The sequence below is a fragment of the Streptomyces sp. GC420 genome (genome assembly GCF_009916105.1).
GTDB lineage: Bacteria > Actinomycetota > Actinomycetes > Streptomycetales > Streptomycetaceae > Streptomyces.
Genome location: NZ_JAAAXQ010000067.1, coordinates 1 through 26,568, shown reverse-complemented (window position 1 = coordinate 26,568; position 26,568 = coordinate 1). Strand labels below are relative to the sequence as shown.

The 26,568-nt window shown below is 69.6% G+C and carries 14 protein-coding genes; 3 read left to right on the top strand and 11 right to left on the bottom strand.

Annotated elements, in window-relative coordinates; all coding sequences use genetic code 11:
• From GUY61_RS11405 to GUY61_RS11385, 5 genes are all read right to left on the bottom strand, one after another.
• A partial coding sequence (locus GUY61_RS11405; RefSeq protein WP_166629988.1) for an Eco57I restriction-modification methylase domain-containing protein occupies positions 1 to 4,050 on the bottom strand: 4,050 nt, incomplete at its 3' end.
• The gene (locus GUY61_RS11400; RefSeq protein WP_166629987.1) at positions 4,050 to 7,076 is read right to left on the bottom strand and encodes a DEAD/DEAH box helicase; all 3,027 of its coding nucleotides are present in this window, start codon (positions 7,074 to 7,076) and stop codon (positions 4,050 to 4,052) included. The genes GUY61_RS11405 and GUY61_RS11400, both read right to left, overlap by 1 nt.
• 89 nt (positions 7,077 to 7,165) lie before the next feature.
• On the bottom strand, positions 7,166 to 13,453 hold the full coding sequence (locus tag GUY61_RS11395; RefSeq protein WP_243766367.1) for a protein kinase domain-containing protein: 6,288 nt from the start codon (positions 13,451 to 13,453) through the stop codon (positions 7,166 to 7,168).
• Positions 13,454 to 13,802: 349 nt separating this feature from the next.
• Positions 13,803 to 15,209, bottom strand: coding sequence for a hypothetical protein (locus GUY61_RS11390; RefSeq protein WP_166629985.1), 1,407 nt, complete (start codon positions 15,207 to 15,209; stop codon positions 13,803 to 13,805).
• A 121-nt stretch (positions 15,210 to 15,330) separates the two neighbouring features.
• Complete coding sequence (locus tag GUY61_RS11385) at positions 15,331 to 18,621, bottom strand: CHAT domain-containing protein (protein WP_166629984.1); 3,291 nt, start codon at positions 18,619 to 18,621, stop codon at positions 15,331 to 15,333.
• 155 nt (positions 18,622 to 18,776) lie between these two features.
• On the opposite strand from GUY61_RS11385, the gene GUY61_RS11380 reads away from it, so the two are divergent.
• The 3 genes from GUY61_RS11380 to GUY61_RS11370 all read left to right on the top strand — a co-directional run bounded on the left by GUY61_RS11380 (position 18,777) and on the right by GUY61_RS11370 (position 21,549).
• Positions 18,777 to 19,094, top strand: a complete 318-nt coding sequence (locus GUY61_RS11380) for a CATRA system-associated protein (RefSeq protein ID WP_166629983.1) — start codon at positions 18,777 to 18,779, stop codon at positions 19,092 to 19,094.
• The gene (locus GUY61_RS40055; protein ID WP_313896620.1) at positions 19,087 to 20,637 is read left to right on the top strand and encodes a CATRA conflict system CASPASE/TPR repeat-associated protein; all 1,551 of its coding nucleotides are present in this window, start codon (positions 19,087 to 19,089) and stop codon (positions 20,635 to 20,637) included. Before GUY61_RS11380 ends, GUY61_RS40055 begins: the two co-directional genes overlap by 8 nt.
• Before the next feature lie 123 nt (positions 20,638 to 20,760).
• Positions 20,761 to 21,549 (top strand): hypothetical protein, encoded by a 789-nt coding sequence (locus GUY61_RS11370; protein WP_166629981.1) that lies wholly within the window; start codon positions 20,761 to 20,763, stop codon positions 21,547 to 21,549.
• A gap of 154 nt (positions 21,550 to 21,703) precedes the next feature.
• Here the strand turns inward: GUY61_RS11370 and GUY61_RS11365 are convergent, their stop codons facing one another.
• The 6 genes from GUY61_RS11365 to GUY61_RS11340 form a co-directional block, all read right to left on the bottom strand.
• Positions 21,704 to 22,012 (bottom strand): hypothetical protein, encoded by a 309-nt coding sequence (locus tag GUY61_RS11365; RefSeq protein ID WP_166629980.1) that lies wholly within the window; start codon positions 22,010 to 22,012, stop codon positions 21,704 to 21,706.
• Between the two features lie 126 nt (positions 22,013 to 22,138).
• Positions 22,139 to 22,396 (bottom strand): hypothetical protein, encoded by a 258-nt coding sequence (locus GUY61_RS11360; RefSeq protein WP_166629979.1) that lies wholly within the window; start codon positions 22,394 to 22,396, stop codon positions 22,139 to 22,141.
• A gap of 596 nt (positions 22,397 to 22,992) precedes the next feature.
• On the bottom strand, positions 22,993 to 23,706 hold the full coding sequence (locus GUY61_RS11355; RefSeq protein WP_166629978.1) for a ParA family protein: 714 nt from the start codon (positions 23,704 to 23,706) through the stop codon (positions 22,993 to 22,995).
• A gap of 169 nt (positions 23,707 to 23,875) precedes the next feature.
• Positions 23,876 to 24,406, bottom strand: a complete 531-nt coding sequence (locus tag GUY61_RS11350; protein WP_313896619.1) for a helix-turn-helix domain-containing protein — start codon at positions 24,404 to 24,406, stop codon at positions 23,876 to 23,878.
• A 41-nt stretch (positions 24,407 to 24,447) separates the two neighbouring features.
• Positions 24,448 to 25,950 carry a transcriptional regulator gene (locus GUY61_RS11345; protein ID WP_313896618.1) on the bottom strand — a complete coding sequence of 501 codons (1,503 nt, stop codon included), beginning with the start codon at positions 25,948 to 25,950 and terminating at the stop codon, positions 24,448 to 24,450.
• Positions 25,951 to 26,355: 405 nt separating this feature from the next.
• The gene (locus tag GUY61_RS11340) at positions 26,356 to 26,496 is read right to left on the bottom strand and encodes a hypothetical protein (RefSeq protein WP_166629976.1); all 141 of its coding nucleotides are present in this window, start codon (positions 26,494 to 26,496) and stop codon (positions 26,356 to 26,358) included.
• Between the last annotated feature and the right edge of the window lie 72 nt (positions 26,497 to 26,568).

Here is a 26,568-nt window from a genome sequence, read left to right as displayed (position 1 = left end):
GCCCGGGGGCGGGGTGAGGGTCGAGGTGTAGTTCTCGCCGTCCACGAGCGGGGTCTCCAGCGTGAGGCCGGCGGCTGCCATGCGGTCGTACTCGGCGAGGATCAGTTCCTTGGTGCGGTAGGTGCCGTACTTGGCCTCGTCCTTGCGCTTGACGATGGGGAAGGTGTCGAGGATGTAGTCGACGTCTTCGCGGGAGATGCCGTAGAGGTGGAAGAAGAGGGCGTCGAGTTCGGCGCGGATTGCATGGCGGCGAGACTCACTCCAGCGGAAGGGCGAGCCAGTGTCACCCGCGTCGGTCGCGAACCCGCTCATGTCAGTCGCCGTGTAGGCAAGTTCGAGAACTCGCGGTGTGATCCAACGGGCGTGCGGGGCAAGTTGCGCTGGAGTGGGGACAGGAAGCTGCTTAACGATGAAGAAGTTCAAGTGGGTGCCGCCCATGTTCTGACGGGCCGTGTAGTCGAAGGCGAATGATGACCACGCAGCGACGAGCAGCATCGGAGAGCGGGACAGCGCCAGAAGGAATTGGTTGCCAACGCCTACCGCAGGCATCAAAGCGCTGATCATGCTGCGTTCGTCAGTGGCACGGCAGATGTCGCGCCAGCCAAGCAGGTAGTCGCGTTCCCACCCCCTGTTGGCGAGGCGACTGCGGACACCCGGGATGAGAGTGGGTTCGCCGTTCTTATCAATCTTGTCCGACTTGGTGTCTCGCTCCGACACCCAGAACTGGGGCAGTGCCAGAGCGTCCGCGCGGTCCTTCTCGCTCTGGGTGAGTGCACGGGTGTCGCCGCTCTTGTCGTACGTGGCCCAACGGTGATCATAGTGATGCAGCATCTTCGCCTCGTAGAGAGGCAGCATGCGCGCCCTGTCCTTGCCGTAGAGGGCCCCGCTGAGCACCCACCCGGAAGCCTCCAGGTTCTCTCGCGGATTGAGGAGGGACGAGTCATGGCTCATGTCGAACATGCGCAGGAACGACACCTCCCACGGATTTCCATCCAGTGCGTTCTCAGTCCAGAGGATGGGTAGCCGTCGGTAGATCCCGAGCGTGATCTCGGCGTCCCGGCGGGAGCGGAACACTGGGAGGGTCCCGGTGTTCGGTTTGAGCAATCCGATCTCCTCCGGCGTCAGCACGAAAGTCTGCTCTGCATCGTCCAGTTCAGCCGGGTCTTGAAGAAAGAACGCGAACCTTGCCGCCGGTTCACGCAGGAACTGACCGGTGACGGACAGGATGCTGAACTTCATCCGAGAGTCAACGGCCGGGAAAAGAGCGGCACGATTCTCGAAGTCATACAGTGCCGCGATCGACCCACCTTGCACCAGGTCCTTGAAAAAGAACTGCGTCCGCGCATCCGTTGCAATCCCGGTCGGCACGATCACTCCTGCTCGCCCCCTCGGCCCGAGCAATATGCGGTCCGTCTCTGTAAAGACGGCGTACGTGTTCAGATTGCCCTGACCGGTCAGTGGAACCCGGCCCGAGCGCCGGAGGAATTGGCTCTCTGCGTACACTTTCCGCTTGCCTGCCTCGAATTCCTGGTACAGAGGCAGGGTGTCCGGGGAGTTCTTGAGGGCTTCGATCATCTGTTTCCGTACAGATGTACGTGACGCTTGGGCGATCTCAGGCGCGCGTTGAGCGAAGAATTCCTGTTCCTTGAACTCCACGCTGTCCCACGGCGGGTTTCCCACCACGCAGTCGAAGCCGCCGGCCCAACCCGTCGCCTCCGAGACACCCCGACCGTCCTCCGGCACCGAGAAGACCTCCGGGAACTCCAGATGCCAGTGGAAGAAGGTGTACTGCTTGCGCAGCCGCCTGATCTCGCCCTTGGTCTCCGACGCGACTCCCTCGCCGCTGGAGTCCTCCAGTGCCTTGAACACCGAGTGCGTCACCGCCCGCGGAGCCTCCGGCGTCTTCAGCCACACGAACGCCGCGCACCACGCGTCGGCGACCCGCAAAGCGCGCTGGTACTCGGAGGAGGCGACCCACTCCTCGTACGCCTCCTCCTGCCGGCGCACGTCGGTCAGTTCCTTGGCCTGAGCCAGGGTGATGGCTCGGAGCCCGCGGCCGAACACGGTGTTGGTGACGTTGACCGTCTCCTCGCCGATGTCGAAGAGGCTGCCCTGGCCGACCCGCTCCTGCTGGTTGATCTTCTCCAGGGCCTTGGCGTGCTTCTTGTCGTCGCCCTCGGTGGCGATGAACGCGTCGTCCGGAATGCCGTCCCGGAGCAGTTTCGGGGTCGCCCCGATGAGCCCGTTGCCGTGCTTCACGTGGGCGTCCAGGAAGCTCAGTGGCTTGCCCGGCTCCAGTGCCTCCAGCCACAGCGACACCTTGGCCAGTTCCACGGCCATCGGGTTGAGATCGACGCCGTAGATGCAGCGGGCGACGACCTCGTGCAACGCGTGGCGGACCGCGTCCAGCGTCGGCTCCGGGTTGCGTTCCCGGACCGCCGCCACCTGCTTGGCGATCCGCCGGGCCGCCGCCACGAGGAAGTGGCCGGAGCCGCACGCCGGGTCACAGACCGTCAGGGACAGCAGTTCGTTCACGATCGAGTCCGCAGGGTCGGGCGTCCCCGACTTCGCCGCCGTTTCCTCGCCCCGCTTCACCGCGTCGTTTATCACCGGGTCCAGCGCGGAATCCAGCAGGCACTCGATGAGGGACGACGGCGTGTAGTAACTGCCTGTGGTCTTACGGGTGTTGCCCGCCACCTCGACCAGTTCGAAGGTGCGGTCGGCGGCGCTGTACTTCGGCTCCAGCTCCAGCAGGGACTCGTAGACGGAGCCCAGTTCCTCCGCGTCCAGATGCCGGTAGTCGACGGCCCGCCAGCGGCCCGCGCTGCCGTCGCGGACCTGGGAGAGGTGCCGTACAGCGGTCAGCAGGGCTTCGTTGGAGAGCTTCAGGCCGCGCAGCGGGGCGTCCGCGTCGGTGTCGTTGAACAGGCCGCCGAGGCCGGGCAGGCCCAGCTCGGGACGGCCCTTCTCGTTGCCGAGGGCCGTGAGGACGAGGCACAACGCCTCGTACAGGTCGCCGTGGGCCGTGCCCCGCCGCTTCCTGGCGTGGGCGCGCAGGCGGGCCGACGAGAAGTACGTCTCGTACCGCTCACGCGCCACCGCGTCGGCGTCCGGCGACAGCAGTGCGTCGCGGTCCTCCGCCACGAAGACGAACAGCAGGCGGTAGACCAGCCGCAGCAGGGCCGCCTGGAGGGCCTTGGGGTGGACGTCCTCCCGCAGCCCCCCGTTCCCCGGATGCCGCAAGAACCCCGTCCCCAGGGCCGTGATCGCCTCCTGCACCCCCTTCCGCAGCTGGTCCAGCGCACGCGTCCCGGACGCGATGGCCTCCGCACGCCACTTCTCCAGCCAGCACGACGAGGGCGCCGCCCCCTCCGCCACCTCGAACCGCGACGCGTGCAGCAGCCGGTACAGCAGGACGAACTCGCTGAACAGCTCTCCGTCGAAGATGGCCTCAAGGTCGAACTCGACGTACGACGCCGTCGCGAGCGCGCTGGAGTCGCGCAGCAGGCGCAGCTGGCGGCCGTTGGTCAGGACGCCCCACAGGTGGGCCTCCGTCCGGTTCAGGCATTCCTGGACCATCGACTGGGGCGGCACCGTGCCCGCGCCGCCCGGACGCTTGTCCAGGTGGGCGTTCCAGGCCGTGAGGTGGATCAGGGCGTGGTTCCAGCGGTGGCTGACCGGGAACCGCTTGTCGGGGTCGCCGTCGGCGGGGATGCCCGACGCGCCGACCGGGGTCAGCAGGCCGAAGCCCAGCTCGGCGAAGAGGGGTTCGAGCCACTGGGTGATCGCGAGGCCGGTCGGGTCGGGGCGGACCTCGGCCTCGGGGTCGGCCGGCAGTTTCGTGCGCAGTTCGCGCCAGGCCGCCTTCAGGTAGTCCCAGTGGCGTTCGGCCTCGTCGCGGACCGAGCGGGCGCCCGCGACGCGGTAGTCGGAGGGCGCGGAGCCCTTGACGTCCTTGCCCTCGGCGATGCGCAGCAGCATGTCGGCGGGGAGCAGGCCGCCGACCGTGTGGACGGCGGTGAAGACCTGGTTGCGGGTGGTGGCGGACATCAGGCGTGCTCCCCCGGGACGGCGGTGACGGCGGCGGCAGTGGTCGCGGGCAGGTAGACGTACGCGCCGAGCACGTCGGCCGGTTTCTGGGCGGTGACCCGCAGGCCCCGGACGATCTCGTCGGAGGCGCGGCGCACCCGGCGGTGCGAGTCGTACAGTTCGCGGGCCAGGTCCTCGCCGTACCCCTCCAAGTGGTCGGTGAGGGACGACAGTTGGTCCAGGATGCGGGTCATCGTGCGTTCGCCGAAGTAGGGGTCGGTGTTCTCGGACGCCTCGGCCTCCAGCAGGGCCAGTGCCTGGTCCTGGCTGAGCCAGGCGGCGTTCTTCGGGGCGCCCTGGAAGGCGAGCAGGCGGGCGTCCTCGGCGACGAGCTGCTTCTCGCCCTGGCGGGAGGGCAGCGTGAGGTGGAAGCGGTAGCGGACCAGCAGCAGGGTGGTGCGGGCGGTCACCGCCGTCGTGGTGATCACTCCGCAGCGGCGTGCCGGGCGGCGGCCCTCGGCCTGGGTGTCCAGGGCCGCGTTCAGGACGTGGGAGGCGAGGGCGCCGACCACGGGGTCCGTGCGGACCAGGGCCGCCTCGCCCCGGGCCACCGCCGACGTCGTACGGAACGGGATCGGTTTGCCGTTCTCGACCAGGCCGGCGCCGACCACCGGGGCCAGGGCGTCGCGCAGGCCCGCCGGGGTGCCGCTGACCTCGGCCGTGAAATCACCGAAGCCGGAACCGGAACCGGAACCCGAAGCGGAACCGGCGCCTGATCCCGAACCCGAACCGGTGCCGGGGCCCGCGCCATCGCCCAGCTCCACCACGTGGGCCTCCAGCGCGGCCAGCGAGTGGCGGACGAAGTCCTGGACCTCGTCCGCGCGGCCCAGGGTGTCGCGGATGGCGGCGACCTCGCGGGCGACCTCCTCGGGGTGGATGGCCCGCTGGGCGAACTTCGAGCGGGAGGTCGTCTCCTGCTCGGCCGCCGACTTCCAGTCCGTCTCCAGTTTCGCGGCCTTGGCGTCCAGCGCTTCGAGGGCCTCCAGGCCGAACAGGCCCTCCTGCTCGGCCTGCTGGCCGCGCAGCAGGAGCCATTCGACGATGGCGTCCGTGACCGCCGTGGACGACTCGTCGGGTACGGAGACGGAGATGCCGAGGTCCTTGCGGATCTGGCGGTGCTTCTTGATGAGAACTTCGAGGACCTTGCCGTCGATGCCGTTGTCGCTGCCGTAGAGGGTGATGACGCGGACCTCGTCGCGCTTCTGGCCGTAGCGGTCGACGCGGCCCTCGCGCTGATCGTGGCGGGTCGGGTTCCAGGCGAGGTCGTAGTGGACGACGGCGTCGAACCAGTGCTGGAGGTTGACTCCCTCGGAGAGGCAGTCGGTGGCGACCAGCACCCTGCGGGCCGCCGTGTCCTGGCCCGCCTCGGCCGCCAGTTCCTCGATGCGTTCCACGCGCTGCTGCGGGGAGAGGGTGCCGGTGACGGCCTTGACGACGGTCCGGGCACCGAGCTTGCCCTCCAGGTGCTCGGCGACGTACTCGGCGGTCGGGATGTAGCGGCAGAAGACGATCGGGTGGTAGCCGTCGGCGAGTAGCGCCTTGAGGTGCTTGACCAGGGACTTGAGCTTGACGTCCTCGGCCGGGCCCTCCAACGCCGCCGCCCGCTCGGCGAGTTCGGCCAGACGGGCTCCCGCACCCTCCGCGGGCGTGCCATCGGTCTCCGCGCCGGGGGCCACGTCCAGGCCCTCCAGGGTGTCGTTGTCGGCGGAGTCGCGGGTGAGCGGGGCGCCGAGCCGGTCGGCCTCCTCCGCGCTGGCGGCCGCGGCGGCGGCGGAACGGGTGCGCAGGGTCTGGGCGGCGGCGCGCGGGGAGGAGACGAGGGAGCGCAGCAGGGCGATCGCCGACCACCAGGCGATCCGGGCCTCGCGCTTGCCCTGCTCTCCGGCGGCCTCGACGCGTTCGCTCGCGTAGGCGATGGCGTCCTCCAGGAGGGCGCGGTACGCCGGGGACAGCTTGTACGTCTCGTCCTTGAAGTAGCGGTCGGACGGGAACGCCGTGCGCTCGGCGAGGCTGTCGTCGCCGAGGCCGTCCTCCTTGGTGAGGTACTGGCGGATGTCGGCCCGTTTGCGCTGCACGAAGTGGCGGGCGAGGAGTTCACGGCCGCGCGGGGAGTCCATGTCCACGGTGGCGAGTTCGGGCCTGACCAGACCCAGCAGGTTGCGGAACGCGGACTCCTTGCCGCTGTGCGGGGTGGCCGTGACCAGCAGCAGGTGGCGGTCCTCGGCGGCGGCGATCCGGCGCAGCAGTTCGTAGCGCAGCTGGTGCTGGGCGGAGGTGTTGTCGTCGGCGGCCACGCAGGTGTGGGCCTCGTCGACGATGACCAGTTCGGGGCAGTGGCGGACGAAGTCGTCGCGGTGGCGGGTGGACTTGATGAAGTCCGTCGAGACCACGACGTTGGGGTGTTTGTCGAAGAGGGACTGGCCGAGTTCCAGGCCGCGCTCCAAGCGGGAGACGGTGGAGGCGAGGACGAGTTCGGCGTCGATGCCGAACTTGGTGCGCAGTTCCGCCTGCCACTGCTCGGCCAGGGCCGGGGAGCAGAGCACGGCCAGGCCCCGTGTCTCGCCCTGGGCGAGGAGTTCGCTCGCGATCAGGCCCGCCTCGACCGTCTTGCCGATGCCGACGTCATCGGAGATCAGCATCCGGACGGTCTTCTGCCGCAGCGCCATCAGCAGCGGTACGAGCTGGTAGGCGCGGGGTTCGACGGCGATGCCGGCGAGGGAGCGGAAGGGGCCCGCGCCGGAGCGGAATCCGATGCGCAGGGCGGAGCGGAGCAGTCCGGCGGCGCGGGCGTCACCGAGGTCGGTGGGTGACGGGGGCGCGAACTCGGCGCCCGCCACCTCCTCGAAGGCGGGGAAGACGGCGGCGATGTCGTCGTCCGAGCCGCCAAGGGGGCGCAGGACGAGCATGTCGGGCGCGCTCTCGGGGAGTACGACCCATTCCCGGCCGCGGGCCGTCACCAGGGAACCTGCGGAGTAGGTGAGCGTCATCGGGGTCTGGTCCTCTTCCCTCCGCCCTCGGCGGTGCGGGCGTGTCGGTGCGGGTCGGCTGCGTGGACGGTGGACGGCCGGTCGGCCGGTCAGGGCGCGGGGTGGCCGGTGCCGAAGTACCGGGCGTGCCGGGCAGCGATCTCTTCCCAGTCACCGTCGTGGGGGAAACGGATGACGTCCCAGTTGGCGTCGTAGAGGCGTTCCTCGGCGTCAGCGTCGCGCGTGGCGTCGTCCTCCGCGTCGGGGCGTTCGACGAAGACGGCGAGGTTCACGCCGGGCATGCGGTAGACGAAGTCGGGTACGGCGTTCGCCTCGGTGACCAGGGGCTGCGCCTCGTCGGGCAGGCGCAGGCCGCGCTCCTTGAGCCAGGTGACGAAGGTCTGCTCCAGGGGGGTGGAGGCGGCGGGCTCCGCGGGGGCGTCGTCCGCCTCGGTCTGCGTCTGTGCCTGCGCCGGCGTCTGTGGGGTCACCTGCTGGACCAGCCGTCGGTGCTGCTCGGTCGGCGCCTCGCCGCGGGACTCGGGTTCGGCGGTGGCGGAGGCCAGGCGCAGCAGGAGGTCGCGCACGGAGTGGCGGTCGATGGCGGCGTGGTCGAGCTGGTTGCCGTAGGTCAGCAGGCACTCGTAGCAGCCGCGGGCGCACGGGCGGTCGGGGTGCGGGCCGCCCACGTCGTTGCCGTCGGCGTCGAAGTGGCAGATGTCCAGGGCCTGCCGGGCCGCCTGCGCCAGCGCGCCGGGCTCGGACTGGAGACGGCGCAGCACGCCAGCCCCGCCCTCGGCGGCCTCCATGAACAGCAGGCGCTCCCGGGGGCCGTCGTCGGGTGGCAGGAGTTCGCTGCCGAGCTCGGAGTCCTCCAGCTCGAACGCGGTCTCGATGCCGCGCTCCAGGGCGTACATCAGGGTGATCGCGACGGGCTCGTCGAGCGGTTCGTCGAGCGTGACGACCAGGATGTTGCGGCGGTCCTCGACGTAGGGGATCACGCGCTTCTTGCGGCGCTTCTCGTTGCCGTCGGCGTCCACGACGGGCATCTCGCTGGAGTCGCCGGACGCCTCGGAGGCGTCCCGCTCGTTCATCCAGCGGCCGTCGGCGGGGTCCAGCCAGTAGCCGGGCGGCTCGTTCTCCTTGGCGCGCAGCCGGCTCATGTTGGTGATGCGGACGGTCGCCGAGTCGCCGTACGAGAGCGTCGCCAGCGGGCCGGCCGGGTCTGCGAGCCCGGCGTCCTGGCGGCCCCGGCGGGCGCCGTGGTCCTGGAAGCGGTACGAGATCTCCAGGCGGAAGCCGGCCCTGCGCCGCTCCTCCTCGTCGGAGGAGATGCGCTCGCGGCGCTGGGTGTAGACGGTGTGCAGCTGGAGCAGGCCGTACAGGGCGGCGCCCAGCGTCTGGCCGCACATCTCGCAGCGGTCGGCACGCTGTTGCGGGTCGTGGTGGTAGCCGCAGTGGCCGCAGCGGCGGGCCTCGCCGGTGACGATGTCGCCGGAGGCGTCCGGCGGCAGCTGGATGCGGGTGACCTGGTAGCGGGCGCCCTCGTGGTAGATCAGCGCGCCGGGGCCGAACTCGCGGATGGCGAGGAAGCGGGGGCGCTGGAGGTAGTCGCCGTCACCGTGGCGGCGGCCGGTGGTGGGGATGTAGGCGGCGAGCGGCAGGCGGGGGAAGGAGTAGCCGGGCAGGAAGCCCTCGGAGGCCAGGTAGCGGTAGGGGTTGAAGTCGGAGAGGACGGACTTGCTGTCCGGGGTCTCGTTGCGCAGCAGGGCGAGCTGGGTCTCCGCCTCGTCGCGGCGGCGCCGGGCCTGTCGGCGGTCGCCCTCGGTGAGGGTGAAGTCGTTGCGGCGGCGGTTCTGCACGTACTGCTCGGTCAGGGCGGCCCGGAACAGGTCGCGCCAGCGCTCGAAGGCCAGGTTGAACCGCTCGGGCGCCGAGCGCACCCGGTCCTCGATCCACTTCTCGTCCCACCAGGTCGTACGGGCGAACTCGGGCAGCAGCGGACCGAGGACCTGGTAGGCGGCGGCCACGGTACGGGCCTGGGCGCCGGGGTCGGCCGCGGCAGCCTCGATGTCGGCGTGCAGGAGGAGCGCGGGGTCGGGGCGGCCGGCGGACTCGTCGAAGGTGGTGTCGAGGACCTTGGGAATGGCGCGGCCCAGCGCGAGGCCGGTCTCGGCGAGCCAGATGCCCTGGAGGTGGGACAGGACGAGGTCCTCGTTGGCGAGGTCCAGACGGGGCGGGGCGACCGCGCCCGCGACCATGCGGGCGGAGCGGCGGAAGTAGTACTGGTCGTGGCTGTTGCCGGTGGCGCAGTAGGTGGTGACGAGCGCGGGCTGCCCGCTCCGGCCGGCACGCCCGCTGCGCTGCGCGTAGTTGGCGGGGGTCGGCGGGACGTTGCGCATCATGACGGCGTTGAGCGAGGAGATGTCGACGCCCAGCTCCATGGTGGGGGAGCAGTAGAGCAGCTTCAACTCGGCCTTGCTGAAGGCCTCTTCGCGCTTCTCGCGCTCGCCGGGGTCGACCTGGGCGGTGTGCTCGCGCGCGAACAGGCCCGCGAGGTCGGCGGCGGCCCGCTGGTAGAGGTCGCGGAAGAAGGTGTTGACGCGGGGGCCGTCGCCGCTGGCGTAGGTGCGGGTCAGCGGGTCGTGGGCACCGGTCTGTCCGGTACCGGCACGCCAGATCAGGGAGGCGGCCGAGACGCGGTACCCGGTGAGGGCCGGGCCGGAGGGGGTACGGAAGCGACCGGAGCGCTGCGGCGCCTCGGTGATCTCGGTGACGAGACCGGCCTTCGCGAGGACCTTCAGCAGTTCCTCGATGACGAGCTGGAGGTCGTCGGTGTCCAGGTCGCGGAAGCCGGTGTGGGTGCGGCGCAGGTACTTGCCGTACTTGCCGCGCGCGGACAGGAAGAGGCCGGAACGGTCCAGGCCGGGTCTGGAGGGGCGGGGGTAGGCGGTGCCCACCTTGGGGCTGTCGCTCTTGGTCAGGACCCACGGGTCGACGAGGCGTTCCTCGCTGGCCCGCTGGAGCGAGTCGAAGTCGTCGCGGAAGTACTGGACGTCGATGGCGAGCGATCGGCGCATCTCGTCGAGCAGCGTCCTGACGATCTCGGCGCGCAGGGCCGGGTCGGCGTCCCGGAGCGTGGCGTGTGTGTCCTGCCAGCGCTCGTCATGTTCGGCGACCCACTGCAGGTCCTCGTAGTCGATGGTGAGCAGGCCGGTCTGCTCCAGGTTGGGCATGGTGATGCGCCAGCCGCGCTCCAGGTCGAGGTAGAGCCGGAACGCGATCACGTCGCGCAGGGTCTTGGCTGCGGCGCGGGCGAGCGCGGGCGGCAGGTCCGACTGGCCGGTGTAGTCGGCCGGTTCGAGGGCGAGGGCGTTCGCGACGGTGGAGGCCAGCTCCTCGTGGTGGACGCCGTCCTCTCCGGCGTCGAGGGCCGCCCGGTAGAGCGCGCCGCGCAGCTGCGTGATCTGGACGAAGTCGTTGAAGTGGCCCGCCTGGAGGGAGGCGTCCTGCCGGTTGTCGACGAAGGTGAGGAGCTTGCGCGCCGCCTTGTCGAGCGCCTCCGGGGGAACCGCCTTCAGGGAGCGGACCACGGAGGCGGAGATGAGGGAGGTCGCCGAGGAGCGGCCCTCCTGGTCCAGGGTGGCCAGCTTGGCGAAGTCCTTGCCGCGGGTCTGCTCGTAGGCGACACCGCAGTGCAGGCAGAACAGGAACGGGGAGGGGATGAAGGCGGCGTGCAGCTCCCCGCGGCCCTCGGTGCCGTACGGGTCGACCCTGACCGCGCGCGGGACACGGTCCCGGTAGGACTTCTTGATGGTCTCCTGGCCGCGGTCGTCGATCTCCAGCCAGGACTCGGGCAGTCGGCGGTCGGCGATCGCCTCGTCCGGACTGAGCGGCCACGGACGGTCGGGGTCGACGTAGAGGTACCCGTCACCCTGACGGCCCCCGGTGGCGGCGGTGTCCCGGCGGGGCTCGTAGCGGACCTCGCCGTCCTTCTCCGTCCGCCACACGGTCAGGTACTCCTGGCCGCACTCGCGGCAGAAGGCGAGCGGCATCAGCAGCTTGCCGCCGCTGTCGGGCTGGACACGCTGGTAGTCGCGGGTGAGGTGGCGGCTCGCCTTGTCCTCCAGGGTGACGTACACGGTGTCGCCCTTGGAGAGGAACTGGTGCAGCCGGAACGCGAACAGGGGACGCTCGGTGACCGGGTGGCGGGCCTGGGAGCCTGCTTCCAGCGTGTCGCGGAGGGCCTGCGCGCACCGGTCCACGGGTACGCCGCTCGCCTCGGCGAGTTCCGCGGCGGCGTCCTCGATCTTCGCGGGCTTCTGCCGTACCAGGCGGCCGGTCACCTCGTCCTCGGCCAGGCCGAAGCGCGTCTCGATCCAGCGGGCCAGCGGGTCGCGGACCAGGTCGGCGTACGCGCGCGGAGCGGTCGGAGCCGTGAGCCGGTCCGGCGGAACCACGTCGGGTGCCGGGTCGGTGGCCCGGACCAGCGTCTCGCCGATGACATGCTCGGGGCGGACAGTCGTACCGAACAGCTTCGAGGCCACCTCGGCGACGACCTGCCGCTGGTCCTCCCAGGTGCCCTCCGTCGACATGGTCGCGGAAGTGCCGACGCACTGGAGCCGGTCGGCCCGGCACGCCTGACGGACACGCCGGACGAGCAGGGCCACGTCGGCGCCCTGACGGCCGCGGTAGGTGTGCAGCTCGTCCAGGACGAGGAACTCCAGCCCCTCCGCCATCGAGATGAGGCTCTTGCGGTCGTCGGGCCGGGTGAGCATAAGCTCCAGCATCACGTAGTTCGTGAGCAGGATGTCCGGCGGGTCGTCGCGGATCTCGCGGCGCCGGGTGTCGTCCTCCTGACCGGTGTAGCGCGCGAAGGTGACCGGTTCACGCCCGGCGCCGTACCCGTCGCGCAGGTACTTCTCCAGCTCCTTCAGCTGGCTGTTGGCGAGGGCGTTCATGGGATAGACGATGATCGCCCGCACCCGCTTGCGTGCGGCGGGGCCTTCGGCCTCGCGCTCCCTGAGCACCTTGTCGACGATCGGCACGATGTAGGAGAGGGACTTGCCGGAGCCGGTTCCGGTGGTCAGGACGTACGAGACTCCCTCGCGAGCGCCGTCGACGGCCTCGCGCTGGTGGCGGTGCAGGGTGAGCGGACGGCCGTCGCAGACGGTGCCACCGTGCGTCTTCCCTGCCTGGAAGATCCGAGCACACTCTGGGTGCAGCACCTTGCTGGTGGCCAGTTCGGCGACGGTGCCCGCGGAGGCGAAGAAGGGGTTGAGCGACAGCCACGGATCGGGCCACTGGGACTTGGCGTTCAGGTCGTCCTCGACGAACGCCGCGATCCGGTCGTCGCGGATCACCGTGCCGCCCTCGGTGAAGTCGCGGTAGTCGTCGATGAGTTTGCGGTGGACACCGAAGACGTCCATGCCGCCGCTGGTGGGCTGGCGCGGCTCGCGGGACGGAGCTGACGGAGAGCGGCCCGGCTCAGGCAGGGCGGCGGGGGCCGGGCCCTCGGAACGCATCTCCAGGAGACGACGCACGGGATCGAACTCGCCCCAGGCGGGCAGCGGGGCGCCCTCAGCCACGAAGGGCAGCAGCGCCTCTCGTACCGCGGTCGCGTCGGCGGGGCGGTCGGCCGGGTCCTTCGCGAGCAGGCGGTCGACCAGCCGTGCCAGTGGTTCCGGCACGTCGGAGCGGATCAGCCGCACGGGGGTCGGCGGCTCGTGGACGTGTTTCTCGCCGAGCTCGTATGCGGACTCCCCGACGAAGGGAGGGACGCCGACCAGCATCTCGTACAGCACGCAGCCCAACGCGTAGAGGTCGGCGGCCTGCGTGACCAGCTTTCCCTGGAACTGCTCGGGCGCCATGTAGCGGGCGGTGCCGACGGTGACGCCTGTGCTGGTGAGCTGGGTGCCGTCGGGGTCGTCGACGATGCGCCCCATGCCGAAGTCCAGGACCTTCACCAGCCCGCCGCGCGTCAGCATGACATTGCGGGGCTTCAGGTCCCGGTGGACCACCTCGACGGCATGGGCAGCGGCCAGCCCGTCGGTCATCTGTACGCCGATGCCGGCCACCCAGGACACGGGCAGCTGCGGTTCCTCGATGACGAGGTCGGCGAGCGGATGGCCGTCCAGGAACTCCATAGCCAGGTAGGGCAGACCAGGTTCCGTGTCGTCGGCGCGGTCCACACCGCCGTCGATGGTCCGGGGCAGGTTGGGGTGGTTGAGCATGCCCATGATGCGCACTTCGCGAGCGAAACGCTGCACGGTCTTTTCGTCCGCCCCGGTGCTGACGTGGGCGCCAGACCGGCGCCGCAGAATGAGCTTCACCGCGACGATCCGATCGGCGTCAGCCTCGGCCGTCTGCAGGTCCTCGGCCCGGTGGACCTCGCCCATGTTGCCCGAGTCAATCGCCCCCAGCAGTCGAAACCGACCGGCGATCGTCTCCCGTTCCACGGCCCACTCCTCTGCCTTCTCCCCACGGTCCCATCGGGTACGCGAGACTCCCCACGGCGGCTCCCGGTGCCCTGTGTGGCCAGGAAACACCTTCAGCTTGGCAATCGTACACGAAACAGACCAGGAAGGCCATACGCGCAGTCCGTTGACGACGTCAACACACTTAGGAGTGCGGGGTGAGGGCTCGCCGGCATCACAGACGGGGCCCAAGGCCCCAGCGCTGCGTCGGCTGTCTTGTGCGGGCGGTGGTGAACGCCTGCCCGGGGCTGCGTGCGAAGTGGTCCGGCCTTCAGCGGTGCGCTTCCTTGCAGGCTTGCTCCAGCTGCTCAGCCGCCTTCGCGAACGCATCGCTCGTTGGTGCCAGGACAGGGTCGGCTGCACACTCGGCGAGACGCGGGATTATGCGCTGCCGGACCGGCCCCAGCAGGTTCGGTCTGCGGGGCAGCAGCCACTGCGTCAGGCCGACGAGTTCCGGCAGCAGGACGACCGCTGCTCCGGGCGCTTCGAGTAACGTTCGGAAACGGTTGTTCAGGCGCTGGGTGAACTCCTGCGTGTAGTCCGCCGTCTCGGAGGCCGACTCGATTCGTTCGTCCTCGGTGACCGTCACTTGGGTCATGGACGACTCGATGCCGGGCGACAGCTCGACCGTGTCGCGGTTCGTGCCGCGCAGTCCCCATCGAGGCGCCTCGGTGAGCCGGTACGTCCCGGACAGCAGGCGCCAGGGCAAGATCGGTTCGAACTCCCCGGTGCCGGCGTCGACGCGGACTACGTTGGGCATCCAGCCCTCGATGCCTGGTGTGGCGACCACTGCGGCGATCTCCCCGGCGCCCGAGATGTCGAGGGCATCGACCCTGACATCGATCCCGCAGACCACATCTCGTGCGCCGGTGTGCAGGTCGCCCAGCGTCAGGACGCCCGGGCCCTGGTCGGGCCCCTCGACCGCCGCGATCACATTGGCGCCGAGATGTGGTGTCCAGGTAGCTGCCCGTATGCCCGGCAACAGCGTGGCACGGCCGTCTTCGAGGCACATGAGCAGGACCTCGCGGGAGCCCACCAGCAGCCATCGGCCATCGCACGATATCGACGGCTCGCTGTTGAGCACCAGCTGTGGCAGGGCTCCGACACGGCGGCGCGTGGCGGACATCAAGTCGTACACCCACACGATCACGCGTGAGGTGCCGCGGCCACGGAACTCCAGCACGACCGCCGTCCGGCCGTCGTCCGACACCGTCAGCTTCGCCGCGTCCCAGAGCAGCGCGGGCGACGGGCCACCCTCCTCGATGGTCGCGGGACGGTCGTCGCGGTACAGCCAGCGGGTCGAGCTGTACTCCAAGGCCCCGAAGCGGACGGGGTCCTCGGCCGAGGCGGTCGTCCAGTGCGTCTCGATGTAGTCGGCCGCCGGCAGGCCCGTCCAGATTCTGCCGGTGGGGCGGCGCGCTGCCACGCTGCCGCCACCCGGTAACGGACAGTATCCGAAGTCGGCCGATCCGACCGGAGTGAGAAGGTGTCCGGTGTCGGTGCGCGCGACCGACACCGCGTCTGTGCCTCGTTCCTCGACGAGCACCGCGCAGGCGTCGAGGTAGTCCAGGATGGTGTCCCCAGGGGTGGAATTGGCGTAGGTCTGCTCGATCAGTGTCAGTCTCGGTGCGCTGGTCGTGTCGTCGGACGAGGGCTGCTGTTCGAGGTGGGCGGTCATGTGCTGGTCGTCTCCGTGGCCATACGCTGCGGGGTGAGGATGCGAGGTGAGGACGGGGTACTCGTTCGTGTCGCGGTGCGGGGGTGCCCTCCGGGATGTAGTTGGTGCGCCGCTGCAGGGATCAGGGGCCGACGTGGTGGAGCGAGGTCCACCAAGAGGGCCGGCCAGGGCTGCCCTCCCGGGCGGCCCTCACCGCGTGGTCAACGGCTCGGGCAACGGCGTCGTGTGTGACGGGCTGCCCGTCGAGATGTTTGTAGAAGGCCCGGGTCATCAGCAGGGAAGTGTTGCTCTGGAGGGGCCAGAACGAGGCGACGACATGAGTGAATCCCGCGGACTGCACGCCGCCTGCGAGGTGCATCGCCTGATCCGTGAGGTTCGCGCGGCCCCGGGCGGTGTCACAGGCTGCGAGGTAGGCGAGGAACGACCGGTAGGCCGACTGGGCGTCCGCGATGTCCGCTGTGGTCAGTGGGCCCGCTGTCGCGTGGTCGTGGCACACCAGGTGTCCGTTGTCGTTGGCCGACGGGTCCTGTTCGGCGTGGCCCGCGAAGTGCACCCAGTCGTGCGACCTGAGCCCGGCGAGCACCATGTCACGGCTCGCCTCCTCGTCGCGGAGCACCGCGGCGTTCGGCGCCCAGCGGCACACGGCCTGCACCTCCAGGTGAGCGGCGGCCAGCTTCGGATGGCCCGGGGTGTCCTTGATCCCGACAGCGAGCACCTTGGGGGCGCTGCCGAGCAGGGTGTCCCGCGAGTACGCCAGCACGCTGAGTGTCGGGGTGTAGGACGACACCACGCGGTCGATGACGGAGTCCGAACCAGTGCCCGGATGTGATGGTTGCGCGGGAGAGGAAAGGGGTGAAGCAGCGTGGAAGGGCATGCCGCTCAGCACTCCCGTCGCACACCACCAGACGCGCGGTCGCAGGTTTTCCGTGGTCGGCAGAGCCTGAGCGCGGCGACGAGTCGGTCGAGGTCGGTCGAGGTCGTCCAGCACCGGTCGTGCGGCTGTGCGCCAGAGCCAGTCGAGAACGGCGGAGAGTTCCTGCTCGGCCAGGGCGCGTTCCTCCACGGACAGGCTGCGGTCGGAGGCACGCCAAGTGGACCGCTGCAGAGCCTCCGATCGCCTCAGTGCCTCGTGCCAGGTCAGATCCGGCAAGGGCAGTACCCGGACCGTGCCATCGCGGACGATGAGCGCGTCGCAGTGCATACCGGACACGTTGATCACGACCACGGTGCCGGTCGCGTCCATCGATGCGTCAACGAGGTCGCGGGCGTCCGGCGGCAACAGGAACCGGTTCAGTCCTGGCACTTTGCGCAGGGCGCCCAGCACCTCCTGCAGCTCTGTCGCCCGAGCACGGTTTGCCGACAACTCCGCATCCATGAGCTCCTGTTCGACAGCAGCCTCTGAACCGTCGCGGCTCCACGCGGTCCCGACGCCCGACGCTGTTACTTCAGCACGCAGTTGCAAGAACCGGCGCCCCAACTGGGGTGCGTGCGTGTCAAGTTTCGCCAGTTCCTCCCTGAGCCCGAGCGACTCGGTGAGGAACAGCCCCCTGCCGCTCTCCAGGAACTCCAGAGCGGCGTACGGGTCACCCATGGACAGTGCACAGGCCGCGGCGTCGGCGGCTACCCCGTCCAGATTGGTCAGCAGTTGTTCGCGGTCCGGCCGGGACAGATGCTGAGGTGCGAGCAGCGGAACGAGCGAGAAAGCCAGGCGGTACGCCTCCAACGCCTCCGGCCAGTTCTGCAGATGCGCGGCCGCCCGTGCCCAGGCATCGGCACGTCGGATGCGGTCCTGGACAAGGCCGTCGGCGTGCAGCGCACACCATCGGTACAGCTCCGTCGCCTCCTGATAGCGGGCGACGAACGCGCCCGTGAAGGGACGTCCGCCAACGATCCAGCCTTCGGCGGAAAACCGCAGCACCATGGCCAGCCCGTACTTGAGATGTACCTCCAATTGGGCGGGCACCCCCCGGTAGGCGTCCAAGGCGTGCCGGTGCGCCGTTTCCGCGGACGTGAGATCCGACGGGTCGAGCGTGTGGAGGGCGCGCATGCGCCACATCCAGGCGATCCCGAGGCGATACCGCGCCGCCTCGGCTTCGGTGTCGGCCGCCTGCAGGTTCTCCTCCAGGAGCCGCACGGCGCGCTCGAAGTCCTCCATTCGGTGTCGCTCGTCGTAGCGAACAGCGAGCTGGACGGCGATGCCAAGTGTGTATCTGCGGCGCTGCGCGTCCTTCATGGGCAAGGCGTCGGCAGCAAGTTCTTCCTCCTTGACCGCCAGATCCAGTACCTCCTGCTCGGTCATCGACAGCATCGTGGCGAAGACGTCGCTGAACTCCGAGAGCATGGATGCGAGATTGGACCGGTGCAGTGCCGCAGAACGTGCACCGGGAGCACCCGAGATGGCCTTCCGGTAGAGGTCGTACGCCTCCGGCAGGAACGTGCGGTCGCCTGTCGCCTTGGCATGCCGCCAGTACGTCGTCGCCATGTTGGCAAGGATCCCTGCCCGGTTCATGTTCCTTGGCGGCGTCGCCTTGACTGCTTCCCGTTGGGCCGCGATCGCCCGGTCCAGCAGGTACGGTTCGCCGGTCGCGCCGTGCCAGGTGCGCAGGACGTTCGCCCATACGTCAAAGAGGCTGCCTCGGTCGGCTCCCTGCGATTCTCTCGGCGCGGAGCACGCCTGCTCGGCGAAACCCTCCGCCCGCCGCAAGTGCGCGACGTCGCCGTCCTGTTCGAACTGCTGCTCCCCCACGCGGCAGGCACTGTCCAGAGCCGCAGTCAGATCAGGGTGCCCCGGGGGTGCCGCCGCCATGGCCCTGTCGGCGGCGCGGACCGCTTCCGCAAGGTGGGCCCTGTCAGACGAGTGGGAGAACAGATCCAGCAGGGCGTCGGACAGATTGGCGCAGAACAGAGCCGTTCGCGGATGCCCCTGCTCCTCGGCCGACTTCGCGGCCCGCCGGTGGTGTTCGACGCAAGCCAGGAGATCCTCCTCGCGGCCGTACCGGTCCCAACGCCGATCCAGCACTGTGGCCAATGAGGCAAGGACCGTCGGCTCGTCGGCCTGGCTGATCCCACCGGACTCCAGCGCCGAGCGGAGCAGCCCATACGCCTCCTCCAGCGAGGCCGTGTCCTTGATCCGGGCTTCATACGCATCGAGGAGCGCATGGGCCAGGTTCACCTGGAATACGACCTCATCGCCGAGCGGGGCCAGCCGATGCGCGGCACGGTGTCTCTCGACGGCCTCCTCGATCAAAGCCGTATCGGGAAACAGGCCGAATCGCTGACGCAGCGCTCTCCCTAACTCGTCCAGCGCATAAACGCGATGCGGATGCCCTCGCGGTAACCCTTCGAGCAACGAACGGACCCTCTCGACATCGTCAGGCGTCGTCCCGTCATCGGAGACCACAACATTCCCCATTCCCCCACATGCTGAGGGACCATACGTTAGTGTTACACCCCTCGAAGTGCACTTATATGGACTTGTTACTTCAGTGCGCATAGGCCCGCATCGACCGGTTCGCCCACGTCGAGTCATCCCAGGGGTATCCGCACTGACGCGCGGAGGGGGACCGTGTGAACGACGATGCGTTGGACCGAGCCACCGAGGACGCGCAGACCGTCCTGACCTTGCTGCCGGATATGGAGGCCAGTGCCCAGGAATGGGTACAGGTGGAGCTCATCCTGAGCACGGCCATGCAAACGGCGATCGACCAGCGCGACGCTTCCGCGCTGATCACCGCCACCCGGGATGTGAAGGACCTCACCGGCGCCTACCACGGGCCGGCCCGAATCGGCGAGCAGCCTCCCGGACCGCCGCCACAACCCGTGCTCGAACGGATCCCCAAACTCATGGAGAAGATCGGCCGACTGCAGTCCACGCCCCGTGCTTGACCGCAGTCTGCGGGAAGCCGCCTTGGTCGTTCACGTCTTCTTCCGGTCGCTGACTCTGTCCGCCTCTCACCCCGTGGCGCCTGGCACCACGAGTGCCCGCACGTACCTGAAGCGCATGTGGTCGGCATGCCAGAACCTCGGTATGGCAGACCCCATCGGCCCCTACCCTCACCTCCCGGAGCCCGACGACCTACCCGACGACGTCCCGTACAGCGCGGCGGCGACGATCCTCGCCGCCCGCGCCTCGGGGCCTCGTGAATCGGATGACCAAGCCGTTCTCTGGTCGCGTGGGGACGTGACTGGACTGTCACTCGTCCTGCCTCGCCGGCCCGGCACTGTGCCCACTTGGGAATCGGCTGCCTCGGCTTGGGCGGCGAAGGCCCCTGCCGGTCCCGTACCCGACGAGGTCCTCGGCGTGACGCTCGTGGCCCGGGCCCTCGGCCCGCTGCCCCGGCAGCCTCTGCGAAGACCGGCCCGTGCCGACGCCCTGACCCGACGTGCCTCCGGCCTCCTCGGACCGTTCTCAGGGGAGCCGGGCCCCTGGACGCAGGTAGCCCCCGGGAGGCTGCTCTGGGAAATCCACCGAACGCCCACAGACCCAGGGCTGCGCACACTCGTAGTGCTCGGCAGGGACGACGAAGCAGCGCTGGACGCGTGGCTGTGGCAGACGGGGACAGCCGAACCGGCGCCGCTCACGCGGCATCTCCTGCACGCCGGTCTCGTGCGCCATCATGTCGCTGTACTCGCCCGGGCCCAGGAAGCCGTTCGAGCTTGTGACCACGAGGTCACCGAGGAAGCCGACGCGCTCGGAAAACTGCACGCGAGCGGAGTGAACGACCCGCGTCCGCTGTTCGCCGGGGCGGCACTGGACGCCGAGACCCGGATGGAACGGCTGCGAGCCAGCGCCCACGACCTCGCCGCCCGCCGGGCCGACCTGCGTTCGCTTTGCCGCACCGCCCAGAGCCTGGCCACAAACATGCTCCAGGCCGTGCCGCCGAACGCGGACGACACCCCGGGCTCACCCCTTGTCGAGGACAGGCGCACCGCGGACTGGCTGGCCCAGCGGGCGGACGACGCAGCCGAGCACCTCAGCGCCACGATGGAACGCGCCGAGTCCGTCATCGCCCTCGGCGGCTCGTTCGTCGCCGAACAGGCCCAGGCGCAGCGCCAGCACGCAACCCTCATACAAGGCGCCTTGGTAAGCGGCCTACTCGCCCTTCTGGCCGCCGTCCAGTCGCTGCAGTACAAGATCCGCCTACCTGCCGTGCTCGACGCTCCGGTCATTTGGCTGCTCGCTCTGTTCGCCGTGGTGCTGCCCACAGGCGGACTGCGGATGCTGCGCGGTGGCAAGCAGCAGACCACCCCGGTCCTTTTCGACCTTACGGGCCTGGCGCTACTCGGTGGCCTGCTCGGCTGGCTGCTGGCCACCATCGCGTTCTACCTGCGCCACAAACACGCCGCGCCCGCGGAATGGTCAATCGCGGCCGCAGCCGCCTGCTCGATCGTCGCCTGGCTCTCGGCCCGGGCCCGCTTCCAAGGATGACACCCATGCGGCGCCGAGCACTCAAAGAGCGGTGACGAACAGAAAACGTGACATCCGGCCATGTTCCGAACGAATCCAGGTCCGGATCGCACGACCTCAGAACACTTTCGGAGGGATCACACGATGGGTCTGTTCAGCCGTCGCAGCAAGCCGTCCCAGCCTGGCCGGGCCGCCCCCTCGGCCATGCTCGGCTCCGGTCGAAAGCTCGCCAGTTCGCTGTCCCTCGGAGACGCCGTGCAGTCCGTGGAAGACCTGATGGACAGCTACCGAAACCGCAAGTACCCGACGCTCCCGCACCTCGTGCCCGCCGGTCACACCTGGCACGGCGAGGCAGCGGAGGCACCGGCGGCCGTGTACGCCGGCGAGGACCAGGCAGGCAACTTCCTCCTCCTCACCTTCGGACGCAGCAGTCGAGGCACCCTCCTGGGCGTCTTCCCGCTCGGATCCGGCTCCGAGCGGCTCAACCTGCCATTGATCGGCAACCTCAAGATGCGGGACGGTTCACTGAGTTCCATCGGCACCTTCCCTGACGGATCGATCGAACTGACCGCTCCCACCGTCCCCCCGACCCTCATCGAGGACACTCTGACCGCGGCCGGACACCCGCATACGGTGGACAACCGCGCCGTAGTAGCCGACCGCCTGTTCACCATGGCCGCTCTCAAGGGCTATCAGTTCATCAGCAACATGGAATCGGAGGCGGCCGGGCAAAGGCAGAGCGCCGCCTGGCAGCAGCGAGCCGAGGGCTGTACCACGCTAGTCGAACCCATCCAGATGGTTGTCGACGACCTGGCAGCATGGAACGTCGGTTCTCTGCCCTACATTCAGGACATCCCCCTGCGCATCCAGAGCATCCTCTTGGAGGCGGTCGGTGAGCAGGGGAGCATCTGGGAGAAGCTCGACAAGCGCTAACGCGGTTAGTGCCCACGCGATTACGGCCCGCTCTGGCCGAGGTCGAAGGGAGTAGCGGCGGGGCGCTCCGCGACAACCACTCCGCCACTGGAGTGAGCAGTCACAAAGTGTGAAATCAGCAGAATAGCCACTTTCGCCAATGGCAGTCCCCTTGCTACCGCTTCTCCGGCGCCTGCAACTGATCAGGCGGGTAACCCTCGGCGCGCAGCCAGCTGTCGAGAGCGAGCGCGACAATGTCGCCGTGGGGCTTGTCGTGGTCGGCGTTGTAGCGGCGGATGCGCTTGTGGAGCTGGAGCGCATCGGGGACGGCGTAGTTGAGCTGTCCACGCTTGGTATGGCGGTGGCTGATGACCTCCAGCGTGTCAGGATGGGGGGCGAGCGGGTCCGCGGCGGGCTGGGAGCGCGCTTCCAGCGCGTCGGCCAACTCACGTAGTCGTCGGACGTGATGGGTGAGATCAGGCATGGGGGTTGCTCCGGTAGGTCCAATAGGCGGCTAGTCAGCCGCCTATTGGGATAGTGGAATAGTCGGCGGGACAGCTGGCGGCAAACGAGATCGACGCTCGCGGCCAGCTAGGAGTTGCACGTCGTGTCAGAAGCCGCGGGCGGTGAGCCACTCGTCCAGTGCGACCGAGACGATGTCGCCGATGGGCAGGTGGTCGAGTTCGTTGTCCAGCGCGAAGCGCTTGATCCGCTTCTTCAGCCTCAGCGCGGCGGGGACCGACGAGTCGAGACTCTCCCGCGTGATGATGCGCTGGTTCAGTACAACGGCGACCTCGGGAACGTCCTTGGGACGGCCGGGACCGTGAGCATACGGCGTTCCATCGCTGGGCAGCTCCTGCGATCGCACGTCCTGTTCCTGGCGAGGCCCCGGGACGTCAGTCCTCACCGGGAATGCCGTACTGCCTGTGATCTGAGGAACTGCCGGGCGAACCACCACCTCGGCGGTCGGGGCCGCAATAGAAGCCGACGAGACGACCTGAGATGGGCCATACTGCGCAACGGGTTCGGCCAGCTGTGTGGGCTGGAGCGCCGGTCCCGCAGCCTCGGGAGCCGGGACCACAGGCGGCGCCTGCCGCATCACCGGCTCCCCACCGGATTCCGTCCCCGCCTCGGGGGCGACGGCCGCGCCCGCCAGCTGACCGGCGACTGGATCCTGCATGAGGCCGCTCGGCGCGACTTCAACGGCCCGCTGGGCGGAAGCCTGCGTCACTTCGGACACTGTCACCGCCCGGACCCGCGCCGCCCCCTCGGCAGGAACGGCAGAAGGAACTGCCTGCCCCTCCGTCTCACCGGCAGCACGACGGTCTTCGCGCTGGTCAGCAGCCTGGTCAGCAGCGAGCTGCTCAGGGGTGAGCTCGGCAGTCGGCGGAGGAGGGGCAGCCTTCCTGGCACCGCCCAGAGTGCGACCACCCGTGCGGCGGGCCGGGGGCTTCATGCGCTCGGTCATGCCGTGAGCTCCTTCATCAGCTCGGCGTACTCGCTCAGTTCGGTCGGGATCTCGCCGAAGGCCTCCATGTAGTGCACCCAGGAGTGGATGGTGGTCTCGGCGAGCGGGAACGCCTCGTCGCGGTCCGGGCCGATGCCCTCGCCCTCGGCGGGGTCGAGCAGTTGGTCCTTTGCCCGGCCGGGCAGGCTGGTGCGGTCGTCGGCCTTGACCATGACGACATGGGCGGTGACGCCGTGTTCGTTGCGGGCGGCGGCGCGCTCGGCCTCATCGAAGGTCGCCACGAGCTTGCGGCGCTCGATCTTGGTGGGGGCGACCGGGACGAGCAGCAGGTTCGCCTCGGTAACAGCCTCGTGGAAGATGCGGGCGCTGCCGCCGCCGGCGTCGACCACGATCGCGCCGAACTCGGCACGCTTGGCCCGGATGTACTCGGCGATGTCGTCGAACGGACACCGCTCGACGACCAGGTTGGCGGGGATCTCGAAGCCGGCGGCCTGGGCGACCTTGAACCAGTCGTAGGCGGACTGGCTGGTGGCGTCGGCATCCAGCAGCAGGGTGGGCAGGTCGAGGACGACGGCGTAGTAGAGGGCGATGAACCAGGCGGAGGTGGTCTTGCTGGTGCCGCCCTTGAGCATGCCGACGACGATGACGAAGGCGTCCCAGGCGTTGGCCGCAGCCGCGGCCAGGGTCTTGGTACGGGTGTTCTCACTCACGTGTGCTTGATCTCCTGAAAAGGGGAAGGGCCGTTGACTGATGTGCGTCGACGAGAGGGCCGACATCCGGCAGGGGGTGCCCGCGCTGCAGGGCTGCGGTCGGGGTGGCGGACGGTCGGCTTGTGTATCTGCCGGGCACGACGGGGGATGTCCGTCAGGACGGGAGTGCTCATGACCGCTTCCTCGTGGCGTGGGCCGGGCCATGGTGGTGCTGGGGACGCAGGCGAGTGCCTGCCTGGTGCAGGAGCCGGTAGACGGTGGCGACGGAGTAGTTGCACTCCTCAGCGAGCTCCGGCACCGTGGCCCCGGCCTCGTATCTCGCCCGCAACGACACCGCGAGCCTTTGCCGCTCGACGGCCCGCGCTGCGGAGCGCATCCGCACGGTCTCCTGCGTGGTGCGCGGGCGTCCGCCAGCCTCGATCAGCAGACGTCGCGCGGCACGTCTCGTCCCGCCCGCGGCCGCGGCCAGCTCGGTGAGGGTTGAGCCGTGCTGCTCGTACAGGGTCCGCAGATGTGCCGCGAGTCGTCGGCGGGCTTGTGGGTTCTGGCGCAGTCTGCGCGTCTGCCACGACGTGCGCATGACGGCCCCTGCATCGTGCAGCCGGTTGAGGACGGTGCCGTAGGACAGGCCGCTGGCGGCAACGAGTTCGTCGACCGTCGCGCCGGACTCGTACTGCGTGCGCAAGGATTCCGGAGCCACACGATCGTGCTCGGGCGGTGTGGCTGGCTTGTGTTGTGGGGTCATGCGGCGGAGTTCCATTCGCTGAGGGCTTCGGCATGGGCAGCGGCCAGTTCGTTATAGGTGCGCTGGTCGGCGGGGGTGATGAGGATCAGTCGTCCGTCGGTGGCCACCCGCCAGTCGGCGGCCGGACAGCCGGTGACCGGATCGAGGACGCCTCCGCCCGGGGCGTGCCAGGCGGACGAAATCTCGTCGGGGCGCGGCGCGGGAACCAGCACCGCGTGGCCGTCGCGGACGATGATCACCGCCCTGCTGCGGTGCTCGGCGAGGCGTTCCAGCCTCGCGCGGTAGGCCGCGCGCTCGGCCGCGTGCAGCACCTGGCGCCGGGCCGCAATACCGACGGTGCCGTGCAACTCGGCAACGTCGTCCCAGCCGTTCGCCGACCGCGGACGCGGGGCGCCCGCAGCCTCCGGCAGGCCGTTACCAATGCCCTCCAGAGCGCGAGGCGCGAGAGACCACGTCTCCCCGTGGTGGTGCACGAGGCCGTACTCGGCCAGGCGCTGCAGGGTCCGGTAGACGGTGGCCCGGGAGACGGAGGAGGTGCCGACAAGCTCACCGACGGTCTGGGCCGAACGGGCATGCAGCGCGCCGATGAGCATCAGGGCGGCGCTGCCCAGGCCGCAGTGGGCGAAGGCGTCGTGGCCCATCAACCGGCCGATGACGGTGGAGTCGATGTCAGCGGTCGCGGCTGTCTCAGGTATGTGCCACTCCTCAAGTGCCGGGTCGGGGGGGTACTGAGTGGTCCGGAAACGAGACGGCGGCGCCGGGACAGCCCGACCGGCCGAGCCCTCGTCGAGGTACCAGGTGGAGCCCTCCCGGCCGTGGCCGGCCCGCAGGCGGCGCAGCCAGCCCTGCGGCTTGAGGACCGTCTCGTACACCGCCCGCAGGGTCGTGCGGGAGATGCCCGCCTCCTCGGCGGTCTGCCGCTCACTGGCGTGATGCAGCAGGCCACCGGCGGTCTCGGCGAAGGTCAGGTGCGCCCGCAGCACCCGCAGCGCGGTCCGGCCCCGCGCTCCACGCCACGGTGTCGTCTCGATCCGGTCGCGCAACGCGGCGAGGACCTCGTGCGCCTGGTGGCGGGACTCCAGCAGCCGGGTGCTGCCGACCGCTGCCTCGGCGCTGGCCCACACCCGGCGGATGTAGTCCAGGGCACGCGTCTCCCCGGAACGCAGCGCGATACCGCGGGCGTGCCTGCCACCCTCGTGCTCGGGATGCAGCAGCAGCCGGATCAGCTCGTCGACGGTGCCGCCGGCGCGGGCGACGTGGCAGGCGATGGCGGCCGTGATCCGGTGCCCGTGCTCGGCCGCGCCCTGGCGGTCGCCGCGCGGGACCACGGTCCGGCCGTCGGAGCCGAGCCTGCTGTAACTACCTGCCGCGTAGCGGCCGGTGAGGTCACCGAGCAGGAGGAGATCAGCTGCCGCCGCAGGGAGTTGATGGAGGCCCGGTCGGCCGTTCGGGTGAGAGGTCTGTCGCCGTGGTTCTGTCTGGTGGTTGTGGTGTGGCACGGTGGGGTCGTCTCGCAAGGACGTGGACGCCACCCAGGCCCGCAAAAACCACGGGTGGCATCCGGAACCGACCTCCAATCGGTGCCAGGAAAGCCTCCAGGACTGCCGTCCTGGGGTCTTCTTGTGCCCGGCGCCGTGCGGAGGCAGGCGTCCCCATCGCAGCTCGACCAAGGTCGGAGCGGAGAGCCGTCGGGAGCACTACTCCTGATCGATGCCCGTCAACTCGGGTCACGCGAAGGCGAGTTGCAGAGGGATCGCCTCTGACTGCCTCCGAGCGGCCCGGGTCGAACCGGGGTCGAATCAGAGCGTTTTCCTCTGACTGCCTCCGATCGCCTCTGCAACCCGTCCTAGCAGGTCACAGCCGTTTCGACTCCCATAAGCCCAGGCCAAAGGGGTGCACCGGAATTACCAGCGGTTGAAGGCGTACTCATGGCCCGGGTGGGGCTCGACCATGGTGATCAGGGCGTGGCCGGGACGGACCCCGTAGGGGCCGACGGCCGCCAGGTCCGCGTACGCCTCGCTGCGTGTGCTGTCGCTGTCCGCCATCCCTCCGGAGTAACTGATTTCCCGTCAGTTGTGAAGCCCGCCCGCCTGCTCTTGTGCGCCCCCGCGCCACCC